The 18,552-nt window shown below is 64.4% G+C and carries 17 protein-coding genes; 5 read left to right on the top strand and 12 right to left on the bottom strand.

The window, feature by feature from the left end; all coding sequences use genetic code 11:
* Positions 1–11: 11 nt before the first annotated feature.
* Genes ACWUI7_RS00085 through ACWUI7_RS00065 form a run of 5 tightly spaced genes read right to left on the bottom strand, consistent with a single transcriptional unit; the run spans position 12 to position 6,154 of the window.
* A complete protein-coding gene (locus tag ACWUI7_RS00085; RefSeq protein ID WP_496640106.1) occupies positions 12–1,376 on the bottom strand; it encodes an ABC transporter ATP-binding protein in 1,365 nt (454 codons plus the stop codon).
* Positions 1,376–2,515 (bottom strand): ABC transporter ATP-binding protein, encoded by a 1,140-nt coding sequence (locus ACWUI7_RS00080; RefSeq protein ID WP_496640105.1) that lies wholly within the window; start codon positions 2,513–2,515, stop codon positions 1,376–1,378. The genes ACWUI7_RS00085 and ACWUI7_RS00080 overlap by 1 nt, the downstream gene beginning before the upstream one ends.
* Before the next feature lies 1 nt (position 2,516).
* Positions 2,517–3,491 (bottom strand): ABC transporter permease, encoded by a 975-nt coding sequence (locus ACWUI7_RS00075; protein ID WP_496640104.1) that lies wholly within the window; start codon positions 3,489–3,491, stop codon positions 2,517–2,519.
* Position 3,492: 1 nt separating this feature from the next.
* A complete protein-coding gene (locus ACWUI7_RS00070) occupies positions 3,493–4,488 on the bottom strand; it encodes an ABC transporter permease (RefSeq protein WP_496640103.1) in 996 nt (331 codons plus the stop codon).
* 13 nt (positions 4,489–4,501) lie between these two features.
* On the bottom strand, positions 4,502–6,154 hold the full coding sequence (locus ACWUI7_RS00065; RefSeq protein WP_496640102.1) for an ABC transporter substrate-binding protein: 1,653 nt from the start codon (positions 6,152–6,154) through the stop codon (positions 4,502–4,504).
* Positions 6,155–6,440: 286 nt separating this feature from the next.
* Here ACWUI7_RS00065 and ACWUI7_RS00060 point away from each other — a divergent pair, with 286 nt between their 5' ends.
* The gene (locus ACWUI7_RS00060; protein WP_496640101.1) at positions 6,441–7,673 is read left to right on the top strand and encodes an aminotransferase-like domain-containing protein; all 1,233 of its coding nucleotides are present in this window, start codon (positions 6,441–6,443) and stop codon (positions 7,671–7,673) included.
* 6 nt (positions 7,674–7,679) lie between these two features.
* Here the strand turns inward: ACWUI7_RS00060 and ACWUI7_RS00055 are convergent, their stop codons facing one another.
* Positions 7,680–8,690, bottom strand: coding sequence for a D-2-hydroxyacid dehydrogenase (locus ACWUI7_RS00055; RefSeq protein ID WP_496640100.1), 1,011 nt, complete (start codon positions 8,688–8,690; stop codon positions 7,680–7,682).
* Positions 8,680–9,747, bottom strand: a complete 1,068-nt coding sequence (locus ACWUI7_RS00050; RefSeq protein ID WP_496640098.1) for an ABC transporter ATP-binding protein — start codon at positions 9,745–9,747, stop codon at positions 8,680–8,682. The genes ACWUI7_RS00055 and ACWUI7_RS00050 overlap by 11 nt, the downstream gene beginning before the upstream one ends.
* Before the next feature lie 289 nt (positions 9,748–10,036).
* On the opposite strand from ACWUI7_RS00050, the gene ACWUI7_RS00045 reads away from it, so the two are divergent.
* From ACWUI7_RS00045 to ACWUI7_RS00035, 3 genes are read left to right on the top strand one after another with little or no spacing between them, the layout of a single operon-like run.
* Positions 10,037–11,125 carry an ABC transporter substrate-binding protein gene (locus tag ACWUI7_RS00045; RefSeq protein WP_496640097.1) on the top strand — a complete coding sequence of 363 codons (1,089 nt, stop codon included), beginning with the start codon at positions 10,037–10,039 and terminating at the stop codon, positions 11,123–11,125.
* A 7-nt stretch (positions 11,126–11,132) separates the two neighbouring features.
* Entirely contained in the window at positions 11,133–12,038 is a 906-nt protein-coding gene (locus ACWUI7_RS00040) for an ABC transporter permease (RefSeq protein WP_496640096.1), read from the top strand.
* A gap of 3 nt (positions 12,039–12,041) precedes the next feature.
* Positions 12,042–12,911: an ABC transporter permease gene (locus ACWUI7_RS00035; RefSeq protein WP_496640095.1), complete on the top strand. Its 870-nt coding sequence runs from the start codon at positions 12,042–12,044 to the stop codon at positions 12,909–12,911.
* Positions 12,912–12,986: 75 nt separating this feature from the next.
* Here the strand turns inward: ACWUI7_RS00035 and ACWUI7_RS00030 are convergent, their stop codons facing one another.
* Positions 12,987–14,618 (bottom strand): GTPBP1 family GTP-binding protein, encoded by a 1,632-nt coding sequence (locus ACWUI7_RS00030; protein ID WP_496640094.1) that lies wholly within the window; start codon positions 14,616–14,618, stop codon positions 12,987–12,989.
* 135 nt (positions 14,619–14,753) lie between these two features.
* Positions 14,754–15,797 (bottom strand): transcription initiation factor IIB, encoded by a 1,044-nt coding sequence (locus tag ACWUI7_RS00025; RefSeq protein WP_496640093.1) that lies wholly within the window; start codon positions 15,795–15,797, stop codon positions 14,754–14,756.
* Between the two features lie 174 nt (positions 15,798–15,971).
* Between ACWUI7_RS00025 and ACWUI7_RS00020 the strand changes: the two genes are divergently transcribed.
* Positions 15,972–16,493, top strand: coding sequence for a DUF7858 family protein (locus ACWUI7_RS00020; protein ID WP_496640091.1), 522 nt, complete (start codon positions 15,972–15,974; stop codon positions 16,491–16,493).
* Positions 16,494–16,501: 8 nt separating this feature from the next.
* Here the strand turns inward: ACWUI7_RS00020 and ACWUI7_RS00015 are convergent, their stop codons facing one another.
* From ACWUI7_RS00015 to ACWUI7_RS00005, 3 genes are all read right to left on the bottom strand, one after another.
* On the bottom strand, positions 16,502–17,278 hold the full coding sequence (locus ACWUI7_RS00015; RefSeq protein WP_496640090.1) for an AAA family ATPase: 777 nt from the start codon (positions 17,276–17,278) through the stop codon (positions 16,502–16,504).
* A 4-nt stretch (positions 17,279–17,282) separates the two neighbouring features.
* On the bottom strand, positions 17,283–17,714 hold the full coding sequence (locus ACWUI7_RS00010; RefSeq protein ID WP_496640089.1) for an HIT family protein: 432 nt from the start codon (positions 17,712–17,714) through the stop codon (positions 17,283–17,285).
* 636 nt (positions 17,715–18,350) lie between these two features.
* Positions 18,351–18,552: zinc ribbon domain-containing protein (locus tag ACWUI7_RS00005; protein WP_496640088.1), on the bottom strand; the 202-nt coding region annotated here is incomplete at its 5' end.

Here is an 18,552-nt window from a genome sequence, read left to right as displayed (position 1 = left end):
GAGCCGGCCGATCAGTCGTCGGCGTCGGCCGCGGGCTGGCCGGGGCGGTCCGCCTCGCGTGCGCTCACGTCGGCCGGCGAGGCGTCTGCGCCCGTCGCCACCGCGTCCTCGCGTGCGAGGTGACACGCCGTATAGTGTCGGTCGTCACCGATCGACGGGGCCACCTCGTAGGCCGGCTCGTCCGTCGCACAGATGCTGCGGTCCGCGAACGACTCGGTGAGCAGCGTCGCCGCCCCATCCCACTCATCGTCGGCAAGATGGTCGATCGCCGTGTCGATCACGTCGCCGGCCGCACCGCTCGGGACGTCGCCCGCGAAGAACTGCTCGCGGACCGCCTTCGGGTCGGTCGTCTCGAACGTTCGACGGCGCACCGCCCGCTGAAATGCGAGCGTGTTCGACCACGCCGCCGCGGTGAGGTCGTACGCCGCGGGCTGAATGAGAGACGGACACCGCGTCCGGAACCGGCAGCCGGAGGGCGGGTCGATCGGCGAGGGAACGTCGCCCGACAGCGTCGCCTTCCGGCTGTCACTTCGCGGGTCGGGGACAGGGATCGCATCGAGGAGTGCACGGGTGTACGGATGTTGTGGATTCTCGAACAGCTCTTCTTTGTCAGCGAGCTCGACCAGCTGGCCGAGGTACATGACCGCGACCCGGTCGGAGATGTGACGGATGACACTGAGGTCGTGAGCAATAAACAGGTACGTCAGGTCGAACTCGGCTTGTAGCTCCCGCATCGTGTTGAGTACCTGCGCCTGGATCGAGACGTCGAGCGCGGAGACGGGCTCATCACAAACGATGAAATCGGGGTTAACCGAGAGCGCCCGCGCGAGGTTCACCCGCTGGCGCTGGCCGCCGGAGAAGGCGTGCGGATAACGGTTATAGTGTTGTGGATCGAGCCCGACTTTCTCGAGCAGCTCCTTTGCGCGCGCCTCGCGCCCGTCGGCGTCAAGCATGCCGTGGGCCGCCATCGGCTCCTCGACGATAGGACCGACTTTCATCCGCGGGTCAAGCGAGGACTGGGGGTCCTGGAAGATCAGCTGCATGTCCTGACGGGTTCGCCGGAGGGGCTCACCGGAGAGCGACGCGAGGTCCGTCCCTTGGAAGTAGACGCTACCGGCCGTCGGCTCAACGAGCCGGAGGATCGTCCGGGCGAGCGTCGATTTTCCACAGCCCGACTCGCCGACGAGCCCGAGCGTCTCGCCGCGTTTCACGTCGAAGCTGACGCCTTCGACGGCGCGGACCGGCTCGGCCTCCCGGTGGACGAACGGGAATTCGCGGTCGAGACGGACTCCGCCGAACAAGCCGCCGTCGGACTGAAACTGCGTCGTGAGGTCGCGAACCGAGAGCAGGACGTCGTCGGACCGTTCACCGCTCATCAGTCGTCACGCTCCGTGCGTCCGACGTCGAAACCGCCGGTAGCGTCGATGTCTATCGGTCGGCTCTCGTCGTATCCGACGTCGAATGCGTCGTGTTTCACACACGCTGCCGTGTGTGGGTCGCCTGCAGCCGCAGACGAGTCGACCGGATGTGGCTCGGAGCCGACCGGCCGCGGTTCAGGGTGGACCGTCCGGCACACCTCGCGGGCATCCGGACACCGTGGGTGGAACCGACAGCCAGAGGGTGGGTCGATAGCCTCCGGCATCACCCCCTGGATCGGATCGAGCGACTCGACCGTCTCGTCTGGGCGTGGCATCGAGCGCAACAACGCCTGAGTGTACGGGTGTTTGGTGTTATAAAAGAGGTCGTCGACGGCGGCGTGCTCGACTATCTCACCGAGGTACATGACGTTCACCCGGTCACAGATTTCCGCGACGACGCTCATGTCGTGTGTGACCCACACGAATGCGGTGTTATAGGTCTCTTGGAGCTCCTCGACGAGCTCGAGTATCTGTCCTTCGACCGTGACGTCGAGGGCGGTCGTCGGCTCATCGGCGATAATAAGATCGGGCTCACAGGCGAGGGCCATCGCGATCAGCACCCGCTGGCGCATCCCACCGGAGAACTGGTGTGGGTACTCCTCGTACCGCGTGGCCGGGTCCGGGATGCCGACCTCACGGAGCATCGAGATTGCCTCGGCTTTCGCCGCGGTCGACGAGAGGCCACGGTTGAGTTCGATGAACTCCCGGAGTTGCCCCCCGACGGTGAAGACGGGATTCAACGACTCCATCGGGTCCTGAAAGATGATCGCGATACGGCGCCCGCGGATCTGTTCGCGCATCTCGGACGCCGAGAGCATCTCCTCACGTGGACGGATCTCCCCGTCTGGGCCCTCCTCGAGTCCGAAGAGCGTCTCGCCGTCGAAGACAATCTCACCGCCGACGATCTCACCGGGGCTGTCGACGAGCCGAAGGATACTCGCGGTAGCGACCGATTTGCCGGCGCCGGACTCGCCGACGAGTCCGACAATCTCACCGGGCTCGACATCGAACGATATGCCGTCAACCGCGCGGACGGTGCCATCTTCGGTGAAAAACTGGGTCTTGAGGTCGCGAACGCTGAGGAGTGGGTCAGACATGTCAGTTGTTGATGCGTGGGTCGAGTGCGTCTTGGAGCCCGTCACCGAGGATATTGAACCCGATAACGGTGATCAGGATAGCGAATCCGGGCCAGAGGCTGAACGTCGGTGCCGGAAGCATGTACCCGCGCGAGGCAGAGAGCATCTGTCCCCACGAGGGCGTCGGCGGCTGCGCGCCGAATCCGAGAAACGAGAGCCCGGCGACGATGAGGATACTCACGCCGACCTGCAGGGTCGCCTGAACGAGGACTGGCGCGAAGCTGTTGGGGATGATGTGTCGGAAGATGATATTCCGGTCTTTCACCCCAGCCGCCCGGGCGGCCTCGACGTAATCCTCCTCGCGGATCGAGACGACCCGAGACCGAATGAGCCGGTTGAACACCGGAATTGCGGTGATACCGACGCCGATCATCGCGAACGTGAGATCTCGACCGAACGCGGTCATGAACGCGATGACCAACACGAGAAACGGAATAGCGTAGATGGTCTCTGTGATCCGCTGGAGCACGTCGTCGACGCGCCCTCCGTAGTAGCCGGAGACCGCGCCGACGAGTGTCCCGCCTACGAGCCCGATACCCGTCGCCATGAACCCGACCGTCATCGCCACCCGCGTGCCGTACACCACCCGAGTGAGGAGGTCCCGGCCACGGTGGTCGGTGCCGAGTGGATGCTCGATCACTCCCGGGCCGAACTGGTTTTCCATCCCGGCCGGCGGGAGCAGCCGTCGGACGGTTTCTGGGTCGGTTTCGGGGTTGTACAGGACCGTCTCTGCGATCGCGTATTGTAACAGGTAGTAGTCGAGCGCGGCGATCACGGCAACGAGCGTCATCACGCCGACGATCAGCGTGCCGATACGCGCGGTCGTGTCGCGGCGGACCTGCCGGAGCGTGTAGCGGAGCCCGACGCGGGCTTCGACGTCGGCCGGTCCACCGGTCGATTCGTCCGAGTCGTCCGTCCGAGACGGTGTCTGTGCCATATCAATCATCACCGTAGGTGACCCGCGGGTCGAGGTAGCTGTACGCGACGTCGGTCACGATGACGCCGACCACGTACACGAACCCGAACACGAGTGTCGTCCCCATGATCAGCTCGTAATCTTGGTTGTTGATCGCCGTGATGATCAGCCGGCCCATCCCCTGAATCTCGAAGACCGTCTCCGTGAGGACTGCACCACCGAGTGCAGTCGACAGTCCGAGGCCAACGATGGTGATGACAGGGAGTTGTGCCACCTGAAACGCGTGTTTGCGGACGATCGTTGACTCGGGGACGCCGTACGCCCGCGCGAGCGTCACGTACTCGCCCTGTAAGGAGTCGACCATCGACGAGCGCTCGATGCGGGCTATCTGTGCCATCTGAAGCGTGCCGAGTGCGATCATCGGCAATAAGAGGTGGTGTGCCGACTGCCGGAGCACCGCCAAGCGTGTCGCCGCCCCGCGAACGTCCGCGGGATCGGCCCACGGCAACACCAACCCGCGAGCGGGGAACCACCCGAGATAAAACGCGAAGACGATGATCAACACCAGCCCGATCCAGAACGACGGCGTCGAGACACCCACGAGCGAGATGACACGCGACACGTGGTCTGCCGGCTCGTTCCGTCGCTTCGCAGAGAGCACCCCGAGCGGGATCGCCGTGACGATGGCAAACGCGAACGCCGAGACCATGAGTAACAACGTCACTGGAAGCCGCAACAGGATCATCTCGGCCACAGGTCGATCAAAGTAGATACTTCGCCCAAGGTCGCCGGTGGCGATGCCCGCGAGGTAGGTGAGGTACCGTTCATACAGGGGACGGTCGAGTCCGTAGCGGGCCCGAATCGCCTCAACCTGTTCTTGTGCCGGCGTCGGACCGAGCATAATCTCGACCGGATCGCCGGGGATCTGGTTGGCGAGGAAAAACGTGATCGTCACGATACCGACCAAGACGGGAATGGCCTGAGCGAGCCGCCAAAGGGTGTATCGGAGGAGACCCACGGGTTATGAGGAGTTATCGTGAGACCGAGACGGTGGTGTGGTCGGTCGCCACTTGGACCTCGGTCGCAATCGGGTGTGCGCTGAAGCCGCCGACAGCGTCGTTGACCCCGTAGGAGTTGTTCAGATTGTACGCCGGGAGATGAACGCGTTCTTCAAGCAGCTGAGTCGTCGCATCGATGTAGCGCTCACGGCGCGTCTCGTAGTCAGCGGACTCACGGGCCTGTGTGAGCATCGCAGAGGCTTCGTCGTAGTCGTGGAAGGTCCCGTTGGTGACCCCGTTGGTCTCCTGGCTGAGCAGGTAGTACGCGAATGCGTCCGGGTCGGGCGAGCCGGACCAGCCGAGGGTGTACATGTTGTACGCGTCCTCACTGTTTGGCCCCTCGTCGCTCTGGTACGTCTGGATGAAGGTCCCCCAGTCGAGCCGCTGGACTTCGACGTTTTCGAAGCCGGCGTTCTGTAACCCGTCGCCGATGGTGATCCCGATCTGCTCGCGCATGTCGTCCGGGGGCACGATGATCCGCCACTCATAGTCGGTCGAAACGCCCGCCTCCTCGAACAGCGACCTCGCCGCATCGATATCCTGGTCGTGTGGAATGTTCGCCCAGTCGTCGACCGGGAACTCCCACTCGGTAGCGATCGACGCCGGGTATGGGCTGTACTGGCGCACACCGGAAGGCTCGACGAAGTTCTCGATGGCCTGGTCCATCGAGAAGCAGTAGTCCACCGCTTCACGAACACGTGGGTCGCTCGTCGGTCCGTTGGCGCAGTTGAACGCCAGGTAGTAGTAGCCGACGCCCGGCGACTCGGTGATGCGTGCGCCCTGGTTGCTCTCGACCGTCTCGTACAGCTGTGGGGGGATCGTCTCGATGATGTCGACGTTGCCGGTCTCGAGTTCGGTGACCCGGGTGGTCTGTTCTTCTATCGGATCGAACTCGATCCCCGCAACAGCTGGCTGGCCGGCGGTGTCCCAGTAGTCGTCGACGCGCTCGACGGTCGCGTAGTTCTCTGGCTCCCACTCGACGAGGCGGAACGGACCAGAGCCGATCGGCTCTTGATTGTACGCTTCTGGGTCCTCGCGCCGGACGTTCGCGTTGACCACGCTTCGCACCATCGCCGTGGTAAACGCGCCGTACGGGTATTTGAGGTCGAACTGAACGGTCGTCTCGTCGACCGCCTCGGCGGTATCGATCATGTTGACCTCGGAGGCGTTTGCCGTCTGTTCGTCGACCGGAGCGGTCATCGTGTGGACGACGTCGTCGGCGGTGACCGGGTCGCCGTTGTGGAAGGTCGCCCCCTCACGGATGGGGACGATGTACCGGGTGCCGTCGCGTTCGACGGTCGGCATGTCGGCGGCGATCTTCGGCTGGATGCGCACGTCCTCGCCGTACTCATAGAGGCCGTCGAAGATCTGGCCGGCAATCTGTCCCGAGGGGACGTCGTTGATCAAGACGGGGTCCATATCGATAGGACCCTTGACTTGTGCGACGTACAGTGTCGGGTCCGGACCGCCCGAGTCGCCGCCGCCTGTGGTGTCACTACTGCCGTCCGTGGAGCCGGAGCCCGACTCCCCACCACCAGTACAGCCGGCGAGGAGGAGCGACGTGCTCGCCGCGCCCCCGGCGAGGATCTGCCGCCGAGAGAGTCGGGTCGTTCGGTGCCGAGACATATACAGGTGTTACCGGTACCATACTAAAACGTTGGCTTCATCACAGCAAGCCACCGCAAAAGCACCGCCTTCACCACGAAGACCGAGAGATAGCCGTCGTATCCGTTGCCCCGCGACGAGACACTGGTCGTGTTCACACGGAAACGCATCGGTAGGTTGATTTTTGATCAGCGTTCGCGGTGTACACAGTCCATACCACCGCTCATCGGCATGATTATTCGGCAAACGCCGCCGAGAGTGCCAGTAGATTTATGTTCGTGTTGCCGTTGTCACCAACAGACACCGAATGACCGACACAGACTCCGGCGGTCTCACACACCTGTACAGCGAGACCGTTCGCGCGACGATGGACGGGGGGACGTACGGCGCGTGGCGATCGATAGCGGGCGCCGACGCCGTGCCGCTGAGCTTCGGCTTTCCGTACCCCGACTCGTTCCCGAACGACGCACTCGTCGAGTCGGCTGAGGCGCTCTTCGCGGCGGAAGGCGACTGCGCGCTCCAGTACGGCGGCGGCGAGTACGCGGACGCGCTGCCCGAACTGATCGCGTCACGGGCACGGGACCGTGGCATCGCGTGTACGGCAGACGAGATACACCTGACGAACGGGGCGACGAACGCGATCGACACCGTGTGTCAGACGTTCCTCGACCCTGGCGATGCGGTGTTCGTCGAGGGGCCGACGTTCATGGGTGCACTGCGGCTGTTCCGCAACTACGACGTCGAGATCGCGGCGTTCGACGTCGACGAGGACGGTCTCGACGTCGAAGCGGTCGCCGCGGCGCTCGAGGCGCGTGCCGCGGCCGGCGAGACGCTGCCGACGCTTTTGTACACCATCCCCACGTTCCACAACCCAACCGGGGTGACGCTCACCGCGGACCGACGGGCCCGGCTGCTCGAGCTCGCCGAGACGTACGACTTCGTTATCCTCGAAGACGACCCGTACGGCCAGCTGCGGTTCGACGGCACGGAGCCCACACCGATCAAGGCGCTCGACGAGACCGGGCGCGTGGTTCGGGTCAACACGTTTTCGAAGACGATCGCACCCGGCGTCCGGACGGGATGGACGATCGCCGACGAGGCGATCACGGCACAGTTCGACCGGATAAATGCCGGCGGTGAGCCCAGCTTCACCCGCGGACTGATAACCAAGTACGCCGAAGACGGCCGACTCAACCGCGCTATCGAGTCGCTGTGTACCGGCTACGAGCCTCGTCGCGACCAGCTCCTCGAGAGCCTCGAAACCAGGATGCCGCCGGGAACAACGTGGAGTGAGCCCAACGGCGGGTTCTTCGTCTGGGTCGGGTTCCCCGACGGCGTCGACGCCGAAACGATGCTCGACGACGCCATCGAACGCGGCGTGACCTACCTCCCGGGGACCTTCTTTTACCCCGACGACCGTGGGGCGGGACACGCCCGCGTCTCGTTCAGCCACACGACCCCAGAAGAGATAGATGAGGGGATCACCGCGCTCGCCGCCGCTGTTGAGGCGGCGATGCCGACGGCCGAGGCTGACGACTGATCGGACTCAAACAACGCGGTTCTGGAACTGTTCGGGCTCTCCGGCGGCGTAGTGGGCGTAATTCTCGCCAACGAGCGATGCGATCCGGTCGGCGTACCGCGGGGTCGACCCCGCCATGTGTGGAGTGATCACGACGTTTGGGAGGTCCCAAAGCACCGACGATGGCGGAAGCGGCTCCGATTCGAAGACATCGAGGGCTGCCCCCCGAATACGCCCCTGTTGGAGGGCGTCTTCGAGCGCCGACTCGTCGACGACAGGGCCGCGTGCAATGTTCACGAGGACCGCATTCGACCGCATCGACATCAGCGCCTCAGCGTCGATCAGGCCGCGCGTCTCCTCGACAAGCGGGCAGGCGAGCACGACGTAGTCGGACCGTGCAAGCAGCTCGGGGAGCGCCTCGGGTGGGTGTACCTCGTCGACGGTGGACGGGGCCGTCTCAGGAGTGCGTTTCGTGCCGATCACCTCCATCTCGAAGGCGGCCGCGAGCTCGGCGACGCGCGTGCCGATGGCACCGACTCCGACAATGCCGAGCGTCTTGCCGCGGAGCTCGCCCGCCGAGTATCGCTGCCAGAGACCGTCGCGCTCTTGTTGACGAATACCGGTGTGAATCCGTCTCTCGAAGGTCAGGAGGTAGCCGAGGACCTGTTCGGCGATCGGATTCGCCGCGATCCCGGCCGCGTTCGTGACGGCGACACTACGCTCGGCCAGCGCGTCGAGCGCGTACGCGTCGACGCCGGAGTTCAGCGTCTGGACCCAGTCCGGGGCGGTGTCAGCCGGCAGTGTGTCAGCGATCGGCCGAATTGTCAATACGACGTCTGCGGTTTCGAGTGCCGCCGCCGACTCGGGCGCGGTCGTCGCCGCGTCGACGACCACGGTCGGCGGTAACACGTCCTCAAGTTGGGTGTGGAGTGACGCACAGACGTCGCTGCCGAACACGGCCGAGACGCTGTGGTGGATCAAGACCTCAGTCGCAGTCGGTGCCTCGTCCGATGACGGCGCTACGGTGTCACTTTGCATACACGCTCACGGCCTCCGGGTTGAGCTCGATAGACACATCGTCAGAATCGGGGATGCCGGCGCGTCCCTGCACAGAGACGTCCAAGTCGGGGATCGACTCATCGTGGGGTTCGACGACCAAGTTTGTCCGCTCGCCGTGGAAGTACTGGTTCACGATGGTGCCATCGATGACGCCAGCGCCCGGGTCGGTGAGCGTGACTTCTTCGGGGCGGATGGCAGCGACGACGTCACCGTTTACCGGCGACTCGCCGAGCTCGACAACCACGTCGGTGCCGCCGTCGATCGAGAGTCGTGGCGGGTGCGTAGTGTTCTCCACGACGCCGTCGAGGAGGTTGGTGTCGCCGATGAAGTCGGCAACGAACGCGCTGGCAGGCTCGCGGTATATCTCGCGAGGGGTGCCAACCTGTTCGATCTGACCGTTGTTCATTACGGCCAGTCGGTCTGACATGCTCATCGCGACGTCTTGGTCGTGGGTGACATAAAAGAACGTACTCTCGACGCGGTCGTGGATCTCCTGGAGTTCGACTTGCATCCGCTGGCGAAGCTTTCGGTCGAGACTCGAAAGCGGCTCGTCGAGTAGGAGGATGTCGGGCTCGTTCACGAGCGCCCTGGCGATCGCGACGCGCTGTTGTTGGCCGCCGGAGAGCTCCTGTGTCGAGCGCCGCTTGTAGCCAGAGAGTCCAACGATAGCGAGATACTTCTCGACGAGCCGCTCGCGTTCACCGGGGTTTACTCCGTCTTTTTTCAGCCCGTAGCCGATATTCTCGGCGACCGTCATGTGTGGGAACAACGAGAGACTTTGAAACACCAGGTTCGTGTTCCGCTTGTTTGGAGGGCGGTGAACAACGTCCTCGCCTTCGATGCGGATCGCTCCATCGGTCGGTGTCTCGAAGCCGCTTATCATGCGGAGCGTGGTGGTCTTCCCGCAGCCGGAGGGACCGAGCAGCGAGAAGAACTCGCCACGTCGGAGATCAATGTCGATACCGTCGACGGCGACGGTGTCCCCAAACTCCTTGCAAACCCCGTCGAGCTGTACCGCTGTGTGCGATGTCGTCATACGTATCGGCAGTTTGTACGATACGTATTGAATTTTGTCCCGAAGAACACAGCGTATACACAGGAATACATAGAATATAATGACGTTACTCTCTAAACACTCGTCAAACGGGTTCGTGTTCGGTCAACCCGGCGTTTGAGGCGCGCTACGTGCCATCGTTTGCAGTAGACGATTAGACAACAATAGTCACAAATAACGTACAATCGTAGGTTTATAAGGATACTATATTGATGAACAATCCATATATGGGACACACTTATCAGGAATGACCAAATCGCTCGGGACACACATGGTAGACAGACGGCAATTCATCAAGACGGCCGGGGCGGCCGGCGTCGCCGGCATGGCGGGCGTATCTGGGTGTATGGGCGGTGGAAGCGGGACCACGGTATCGATCCTCACGTGGACGGGGTACGACGACGTCAACGACCAAGTCGAAGAAACACTTGGCGACGTTACCCTCGACGTCTCGATCGCCGACGGCTCGGCGAACATGTTCTCTACGGTGAACGCGGGCGGCGGAGAGGAGTACGACATCGTCATCCCGAACAACGAGTACGTTCCTCGGTTCATCGAGGCCGACCTCGCGGCGCCGGTCGACATGGACATTATGAGCAACTTCGACGCGTTATACCCCACGTTCCAGAGCGCGGCGGAGGGACAGTTCGCCGACGGCGGCGACGTGTACGGCCTCCCCGTCCAATTCGGGTGGTACGCGTACGGATATGACACCTCCGTGCTGCCAGAAGACCACGAGCACTCCTACGACGTGCTATTCAGCGAAGAGTACGAGGGCGTGGACCTCACCGGCGGTATCACCCTGTACGACGGCTACTACAAGTCGATCATGGCCGCCGGGCTCGCGCTCGGGTACACCGACGCCTTCGAGGGTGACACCGTCTCGTTCACCGACGAGCAGCTCACGTCGATCGAAGAGACACTGATCGACTTCAAACCAAATCTCCTCGGGTTCGTCCATGACGAGGAGACGCTCACTCAGGACTATCAAAACGGCAACGTGGTCGTTTCCTACGCCAACCGGAGCACTCACGTCGGGATCATGAACGACGCCGAAAACGTGGCGTTCTCTCAGCCGGCTGAAGAGGAGCTCACCTGGTTCGAGGGCGCTGTCGTTACCTCCGGCTCCTCAAACAAAGAGGCTGCCTTCCGCGTGCTCAACGAGTATCTCGACCCCGAGATTGGCGCCGCGCTCTCGGAGACGCGGAACATCATGAACACCTCACAGGCCGCGATGGACACAATAGAGACGCCGTCGCTCCAGATCGAACCGGGCGTCCTCGAGGGGATGATCCCGTTCAAGCCCGCTGAACAGGACGCCGCCTGGATCGAGATGTTCGAGCGGGTCAAAAACGCGTGATCGCGGTATGAAGACGATCGACAGACTCGGTGACGCGTTCGAGCGACAGGGTCGACGGGCGAAGCTCACGCTCATGGCGGGACCGGGCGTCGGATGGCTACTCACGCTAATCTTGCTTCCGACCGCGTTCTTAGTGGCCGTGAGCTTCGCAGAGATCAACAGCTCGTACGACGTCGTGTGGTCGTTTTCGGTGTCGAACTACAGAGAGCTGTTCGTCAGCCAGGACGGCTGGTTCCAGACGCCGTTCATCGACTCGTTCCTGCTTTCGCTGCGCATCTCGGCGGCCACCACGCTGGCCACCGTCGTGCTCGCGTACCCGGTCGCATACCTGCTCACGCGGCTCTCTGGCCGTCGGTTCAAGCTCCTGTTGTTCGCGGTGCTCGTTCCCTTTTTCACCATCTTCATCGTGCGTATCTACTCGTGGCTCTCGCTTTTCGGCAGCCAGGGACTGATCAACTCGGCACTCGTCGCGACCCCGTTCGTCGCCGAGCCGCTCGGGATCTTCGAGTATGGGGTCGCCGCCGTGGTGATCTCGCTCACCCACGCCTTCTTCCCGTACATGCTGTTGACACTGTACTCGAGTCTCGAGGGGATCGACTACGGAGTGATCGAAGCGTCGCGCGACCTCGGGGCGTCGCGACTCGAGATCGCCAAAGACGTCGTCGTCCCGCTGTCGGTACAGGGGCTCATCACCGGCTGTGTCTTCGTGTTCGTCCCGGCGCTCGGGACGTTCATCACGCCACAGTTCCTCGCGCGCGGACAGTTCACCATGATCGCCGAAGTGCTCACCGCCCGAATCACCGAGTTGTACGCGCTCAACTACGGCGCGGCGGGGTCGTTGTTCCTCATCGCGCCGACCCTGATCGCGTTCGCAATCGTCATGCGCACCACCAGCCTGGAGGCGATGGGGTGACCGATGGCCGATAGCGAGCGACACAGTCGGCTCTCGCGGCTCGTCGGTGAACCCGGCCTCACGGAGACCGTCTCCGTCGACCGCATCGTGAGCGCGGTCGCCACCTACGGCATGTGGGGATTGACGATCGGCATCGTCGTGTTTCTCTGGCTCCCGCTGACACAGATCGTCGCGCTCTCATTCATGGAGAACTCGGCGGTCTTGTTCCCGTTCGAGGGAGTCACACTCGACAACTACGTCGCGCTGTTCACCAACGACGGGCTCCTCTTAGCAGCCAGACAGAGCGCATTCGTGGCGACGACCGCCGCCACGGTGGCGACACTGCTTGGCGTCCCGCTGGGATTCGCTATTGCCCGGCACGACTTTCGCGGCCGGGGTGTGCTCAGAGGGCTCGTCATCGTCCCATTGTTGATGCCCGGAATCATCATGGGGATCTCACTTCTGATCTTGTTCCGGGTTGTCGACCTCTCGCCCGGCTTCATCGGCACCGTCCTCGCACACTCGGTGTACGGGCTCCCGTTCATCGTACTCCCGGTGGTCGCCAGACTCGCCGTCTTCGACCGGAAGCTCGAGGAGGGCGCCCGCGACCTCGGCGCGACCGGGTGGGGCGTCGTCCGAGACGTCACGCTTCCGATCATCTCACCGGCGATCGCCGCAGGCTTCGTGTTCGCGTGGCTCCGCTCGTTCGAGGACTTCATTCGCGTCTTCTTCGTCGGCGGGACGATGGATGCGCTCACCAAGGAGATGTACGGCATGGTCGTCTACTCACAGGGGACAGAAGCGATGGACCCGATGGCGACGCTCATCGTCGTGGTCGTCAGCGCCGCGTTGGCGATCGCGATCAATCTTCGGGATATCCTCGAGTACGTCTAGTTGCCGGGGACATCTCGGTTGCCGGGGACGCTTCGGTCCCCGAGGCTCACTCCGTCCCGGTCCCGCCGGGCCCGCTTATTCGGTCGGCTCGACGGCCCGGACCGTCCCGACGCCCTTACTGGATCCTTCCCGGAAGACGAACCGCTGACCCGACTCGATGAGGTACGGCCGAAACTTGAAGCGGACACGGGTGCGGCCGGTATCGCCCGGAAGGAGCCGTCCCTCGGCCGGTGAGAACACGGCCGCCTCCGAGAGGGTCTCTAAGTGGACCACCGGCTCGTACCCGGGCTGGATCCGCGTCGGGTGGTTGAGCACCATCACCTCCGCCTCGAACGACCGTACCGGCCTCGGGTCAGCATTGCGGGGGACGAGCGCCATGCCGCGTTCGATGTCTTCCTCGTCGACGCCTTTCAGCGCGATACCGACGATCCGGCCGGCCGTCGCCCGGTCGACCCGGTGGTAGTGCATCTCGATGGACCGGACCTCGACCTCGCGGAAAGAGCCGTCGGCCATCGGCCCTAAGAGAAGCTCGTCACCCGCCTCAACGACGCCGGAGTTTACCGTCCCGGAGGCGACCGCACCGACGCCGGTTACCTTGTAGCTCCGGTCGATATACATCCGAAACGCCTCGCGCTCGGGTGTCGCCCGCTTTGGGAGTGTTTCGAAGAGCCGGTCGAGCGTGTCGAGGCCGGTCTGTTCGACCGCGCTGGTGTGAAGCACGGGAACGACGCCGTCACCCACCTCGGCGACAGCGGTGTCGACGCCGTACCGATCCACCGGGAGCGGGGTCTCACCAACGTCTCGCAGCGTCGACTCCACCTCACGCTCGACGGTCGCGAGCCGGTCGTCAGTGACGGCATCGGCTTTGGTTATCGCGACGATGGTCGGAAGCTCGGTCGCGAGAAGGATGCCGAGGTGTTCACGCGTCGTCGCGGTTGGCCCGTCGTCGGCGGCGACGACGAGCAGGCCGTAGTCGAGCTTCTGGCCGACGAGCCCGCGGATGGTCGTGCGGAGCCACGGCTCGTGGCCGACCGTGTCGACGAACGACACCAGCCGGTCGGCCTCCTCGACGATCCGAGCCCGGTCGGATTTGCGATGTGGATTGTCCATGCGGACCGGATCGGCCGTGTCCTCAGCGAAGCCGTACACTGCGTACGAGAGGTCAGCGGAGAGCCCCCGCTCGACCTCGTGTGGCTGGACGTCGAGGAAGCCGCGGGTCCCGCCTTGGCCATCGTCGGCCTGTCCGGTAACGAGACTGCCCACGAGCGTCGACTTGCCGTGGTCGACGTGGCCGGCCGTGCCGACCACCAGATGGTCGTCGTCCGTCGCGAACATCCCGCCCTCGCGGACGGTCGCGAGCCCAACGAGCCCGGCCGCGTCGCCCTCACCGTCCGCTCCGGCGCTCCAGGTCTCCACGTCGGCAATGTGGGCGTCCGCTTCCTCGGCCAAAAGTGAGAGCACGTCCATCGTCTCGGAGAACGCGTCCGGAGCGATACCGGCGAGTCCGCCATCGTCGGTGACGCCGACCACGTACGTCGCCTCACCGTCACCGGAGAGCACACGATGTCGGAGCTGTGCGACAAGTGACTCCATCCGGCCGTCGGTGAGGTGAACCTCGCGGGTGAGCCGTTCTTTGAACTCGATCGCACCACCGTCTCGCTCACCACGCTCTAAGGCCCGGCGTAACGCGGACCGGTCAGCGCTCATGATACTCGGTACGTGATAGCACGGCTTAACGGTTTTCGTGCGTGTAGTCCCGAGCGGTCCTGAGCGGACAAGAGCCGGCCTGAACAGTCCGTTCTGCTCGTGAGTCGTCACGGATGTGAGGGAGGTACGCTGTATTCAGGCGCTATCACCTCGCGTCAGATCGAGGTAGGTGCGCCGGACCGTCACCGGTGTAACGTCAGCAGCTGTAGCCACGACCGCCTGAGTGCAGTCGCCCCCGCGCTGTCTGGCGGCCGTGTACACACAGGCGGCCGCGACACCGACCGGGTTGCGACCGTTCGCAATTCCCTCGGAGACGGCCCGGTCGGCGAGGTCGCGGGCGCGGGCCTCGGTTTCGGCCGAACAGTCGAGGTCGCTCGCGAGCCGCGGGAGGTACTCGGCGGGGGCGGTCGGTCCGATCGGGAGGCCGAGCTCGCGGTTCATCGCGTCGAAGGCGGCGCGGTGTTCCGCCTCCGTTGCTTTCGCGGCCGTACACACTTCGGTGACCGTCCGTGGGACGCCGGCGGTTCGGCAGGCAACGTAGATGCACGCCGCCGCAAACCCCTCAATAGACCGACCACGGAGTAGCCGAGCATCCTGTGCGGAATCGAACAGCGCGCAGGCGGTTTCTCGGAGGCTCGTCGGGAGCTCTAACGCACCGACGAGCCGCCGGATCTCGGTGTACGCGTACACGCGATTTCGGTCGCGTTTGGTAGCAATCTGCGCGCGGTTGTGTTGGGTTCGCATGCGGGCCAACCGGCGGCGCTTGCGTCCGGTAACGTGGGTCGACCGGCCGATCTCCGTCGAGAGGCCGCGGTCGTGACGCGAACGCGTGAGCGGTGCCCCCGTCCGTTTTGGGTCCGTCTCGTCGTCGTCGAACGACCGCCACTCCGGGCCGTGGTCGATCCGGTCGGCCTCGACGACGAGGCCGCACTCACCACACACGCGTTCCCCGCTCGTCGTCTCGATGTGGCTGTCACACTCGGGACAGGCGTCGGTGTGACGGTGCTCAAGGGCCGACGACAAGGAGACGGGAGACCGGGTCGTTCGCGGACGACTCGGACGAGTCGCCGACGTCCGGTCGTCGTGCGGTCGGTCCGTTGGAACCAGATCGTTGGTCAGCCGGTCGTCGGTCGAGTCGGTGGCGGCCACGCCGGAGCGGATCGAGGGTGCCTCACTCATCACATCTAAGCGTCGGGCCCGATCGTTTACTTAAACCCGGGGTGATCCGCCGGATTTCCGGCGGTCGGCCGACCAACTACCGACCGGTTACCGGTCGGTGTATTCGACGGCGATCGGGGCACCGATCGGGTCACAGGCGGTGGATTTATGCTTCGATCCGCGACAGTGACGCACATGAAGCTGTCGGAGATCGCCGAGGGCCTCGAGATAACCCTCGACCAGCGTGACCGGGGAGTTGCCGTCGCCGACGACACCGACGTACCGCTCGTCGATCGGCTCCGCGAGCACGCCGACGCCCTCCCGTGTACGCCCGAAGCAACCGCGACGCTGGTGGACGCCTACACTGCTGGCCGAAGCGTCGGCGACACCGCAGCGGCTGCCGGCGTGACACCGATGGCCGCGGCGAAGACACTGCATCGCTGTGGCGTCGACGGCGTGTGTCCGCTCGCGCCCACCCGCCGCGCGGTGGTTCGTGAGTGGCTCGACGGGGCCATCGCGCGCAGCGAGGCGCTCGCGCTCACGGGTGGCGACGAGGCGGACTTTGCACTCACGGCGTACGTCGAGACGCACGACCCGCTGCCTGTTGTTGCCGACGTCGTCGCCGCGAACCTGTCCGGCTCCTCGCCGCTCGGGGCCGGACTCGGTACGGCTGATCCCCTCGGCGACGCGGTCGGTGCACCCGATCAACTGCGGTGAGTCGGTCGCTATCGCGTGAGTCGGCCGAACACGCCTGAACGCTCGAACTCAAGATCCAGCCGGGTGTCGAACAGCGTCTCGTACGCGTCGACGACCGCACTGGTGTACGCGTCGCTCGCGGTCGCCGTGGTCGGCGCCGCCGTAATCTCTGGGTCCGTCACGCTGATCGACGCGTCAACGGCCGCGTCGGTTGGGTCGTCCGCGTCGGTGGCGGTCGCACCCGTACGCGTCACCGCAACTGTTGTGTCGACGCTCCCACCAACGTCGGCGACCCGGCCGTGGAGCCGGGCGAGCGCATCGCGGCCGTGTGGCGTGGCCGGCCGAACCGCAGCAACACGGTCGACTGTCGTGACGACGGCGACGGCCTGATTTGAGGCGACGGGCGGCGTGTCGACGATCACCGCGTCGTACGCGGCCGCCGCCTCGTCGATGCGGCGTTCGAGTGCGCGTGCGGCCTCGGCGGTCTTCGCGCGAGCGACACGCTCGAACGGAGCCCGAGTGGGAACCACGTCGGCACGGCCATCGAGTGCGTCGCTCGCGTCGTCGGCCGCGATCGGGTACGTCGCGGCCGGCAGCGACGCGTCGGGTTCGTCGGTAAGGAGCGTCGTGAGGTCGGTTCCAATCCGACCGGAAACGTACTCCGAGAGGCCCTGGGTCGCGAAGGCGGCGTCGACGACAACGACGTCGTGACCGGCACGGGCGCCGACGACCGCGAGCTCAACCGCCGTTCGGGTGGTTCCCGCGCCGCCGGTCGCACCGACGAGCGCGAGGGTGTGTGGTGTCATCGGCTCACGCCGAGGTCGCGTCGGCGATCGAGTCGGCGAGCGCGTCGAGTTCGTCCGAATCGAGGTCGGGACGGTCGCCCGCGACCGCGTGGATCGGCGCGCCACCGTCGTCGTCGAAGCGTGGGATCACGTGTGCGTGCACGTGTGACACCTCCTGGCCGGCCGCCTCGCCGTCGTTGATCCCGACGGTCGCAGCGTCGGCGTCGACCGCGTCCTGGACGCGTGGGGTGAGGTCGGTAACCACCTCGAAAACGGCGGCCGCAAGGTCGGCCTCGAGGTCCTCAATGCGGGCCGCGTGCGGCTTGGGAATCACGAGCGTGTGCCCGGGTGCGAGCGGGTTCGCGTCGAGGAACGCGAGGACCTCGTCGGTCTCGTACACGGTGCGCGCTGGGATGTCTCCCGCGACGATCGAACAAAAGATGCAGTCGTCGGTCATATCTGAGGGGTCGACGGCGCGGGGTATCAAGGTTTGGCGTCGAGCGCGTACGCTTGTAGGTGGTCGCTGTCGATGTGTATGTGTGCTCGGTGAGTCAGACAGAGCGTGAACCGGTTTGGTTGTAGACACGTGCTGGTTGGATATCCAATAGAATATATAGGACATCGGAGAGAGATTAATTACCCAGGCATCTGTACAGGCGTGGGTAGTAACACGATGTCAGTGGGGGTCCCCGACTATGACGACCACTCCAGACCCACCGACGCCAAGCCCGACCGAACGGGTAACCATTCTCTACCACGCACAGGAGCCGAACCTCTCACTCGTCCTCGGCGGGGAGGACGCCGACAGACGACCGCGAGGGAGGCAACGTTCGGCACGTGGGTGCAGACCACCGGCGACCCGATGGATCCAGCCAGGATCGGCCAGCTGACAGCCAAACAAAAGAGACGCTTCATGTCGTTGTGGTCGGTGGGTTCTCCGACCGACCACAGCGGGCGACCGCGAGCGACGTCGCCGAGCTGGCGTCTCACGGGACACGACAGCACACCACATGTAAACTACCCTACCCTACTTCGCTCACCCCATACGGGGTTCGCTCGTTGAGGGTTGGGCTTTGATGTGGACTCCCGGTAATCAGTCGCCAGCAATAGGCTGGTGACCCTCACCGTTCATCGCCCCACCATTTATACGCACGTCTACTTGTGCGTCTCCGCTCCCCGACTTGGGCGAGGAACGGAGTCTGTGTGTCCGCTTTCGAGCGTACCGGACCCCGATATTCTTCGCGGCGTTGTAGTCTGCGTTTACTTCGTACCCACACTTCTGGCACTCAAAGTGT

It is taken from the genome of Halorubrum orientale (assembly GCF_059623105.1).
This window is presented reverse-complemented; position numbering and strand designations above follow the sequence as displayed.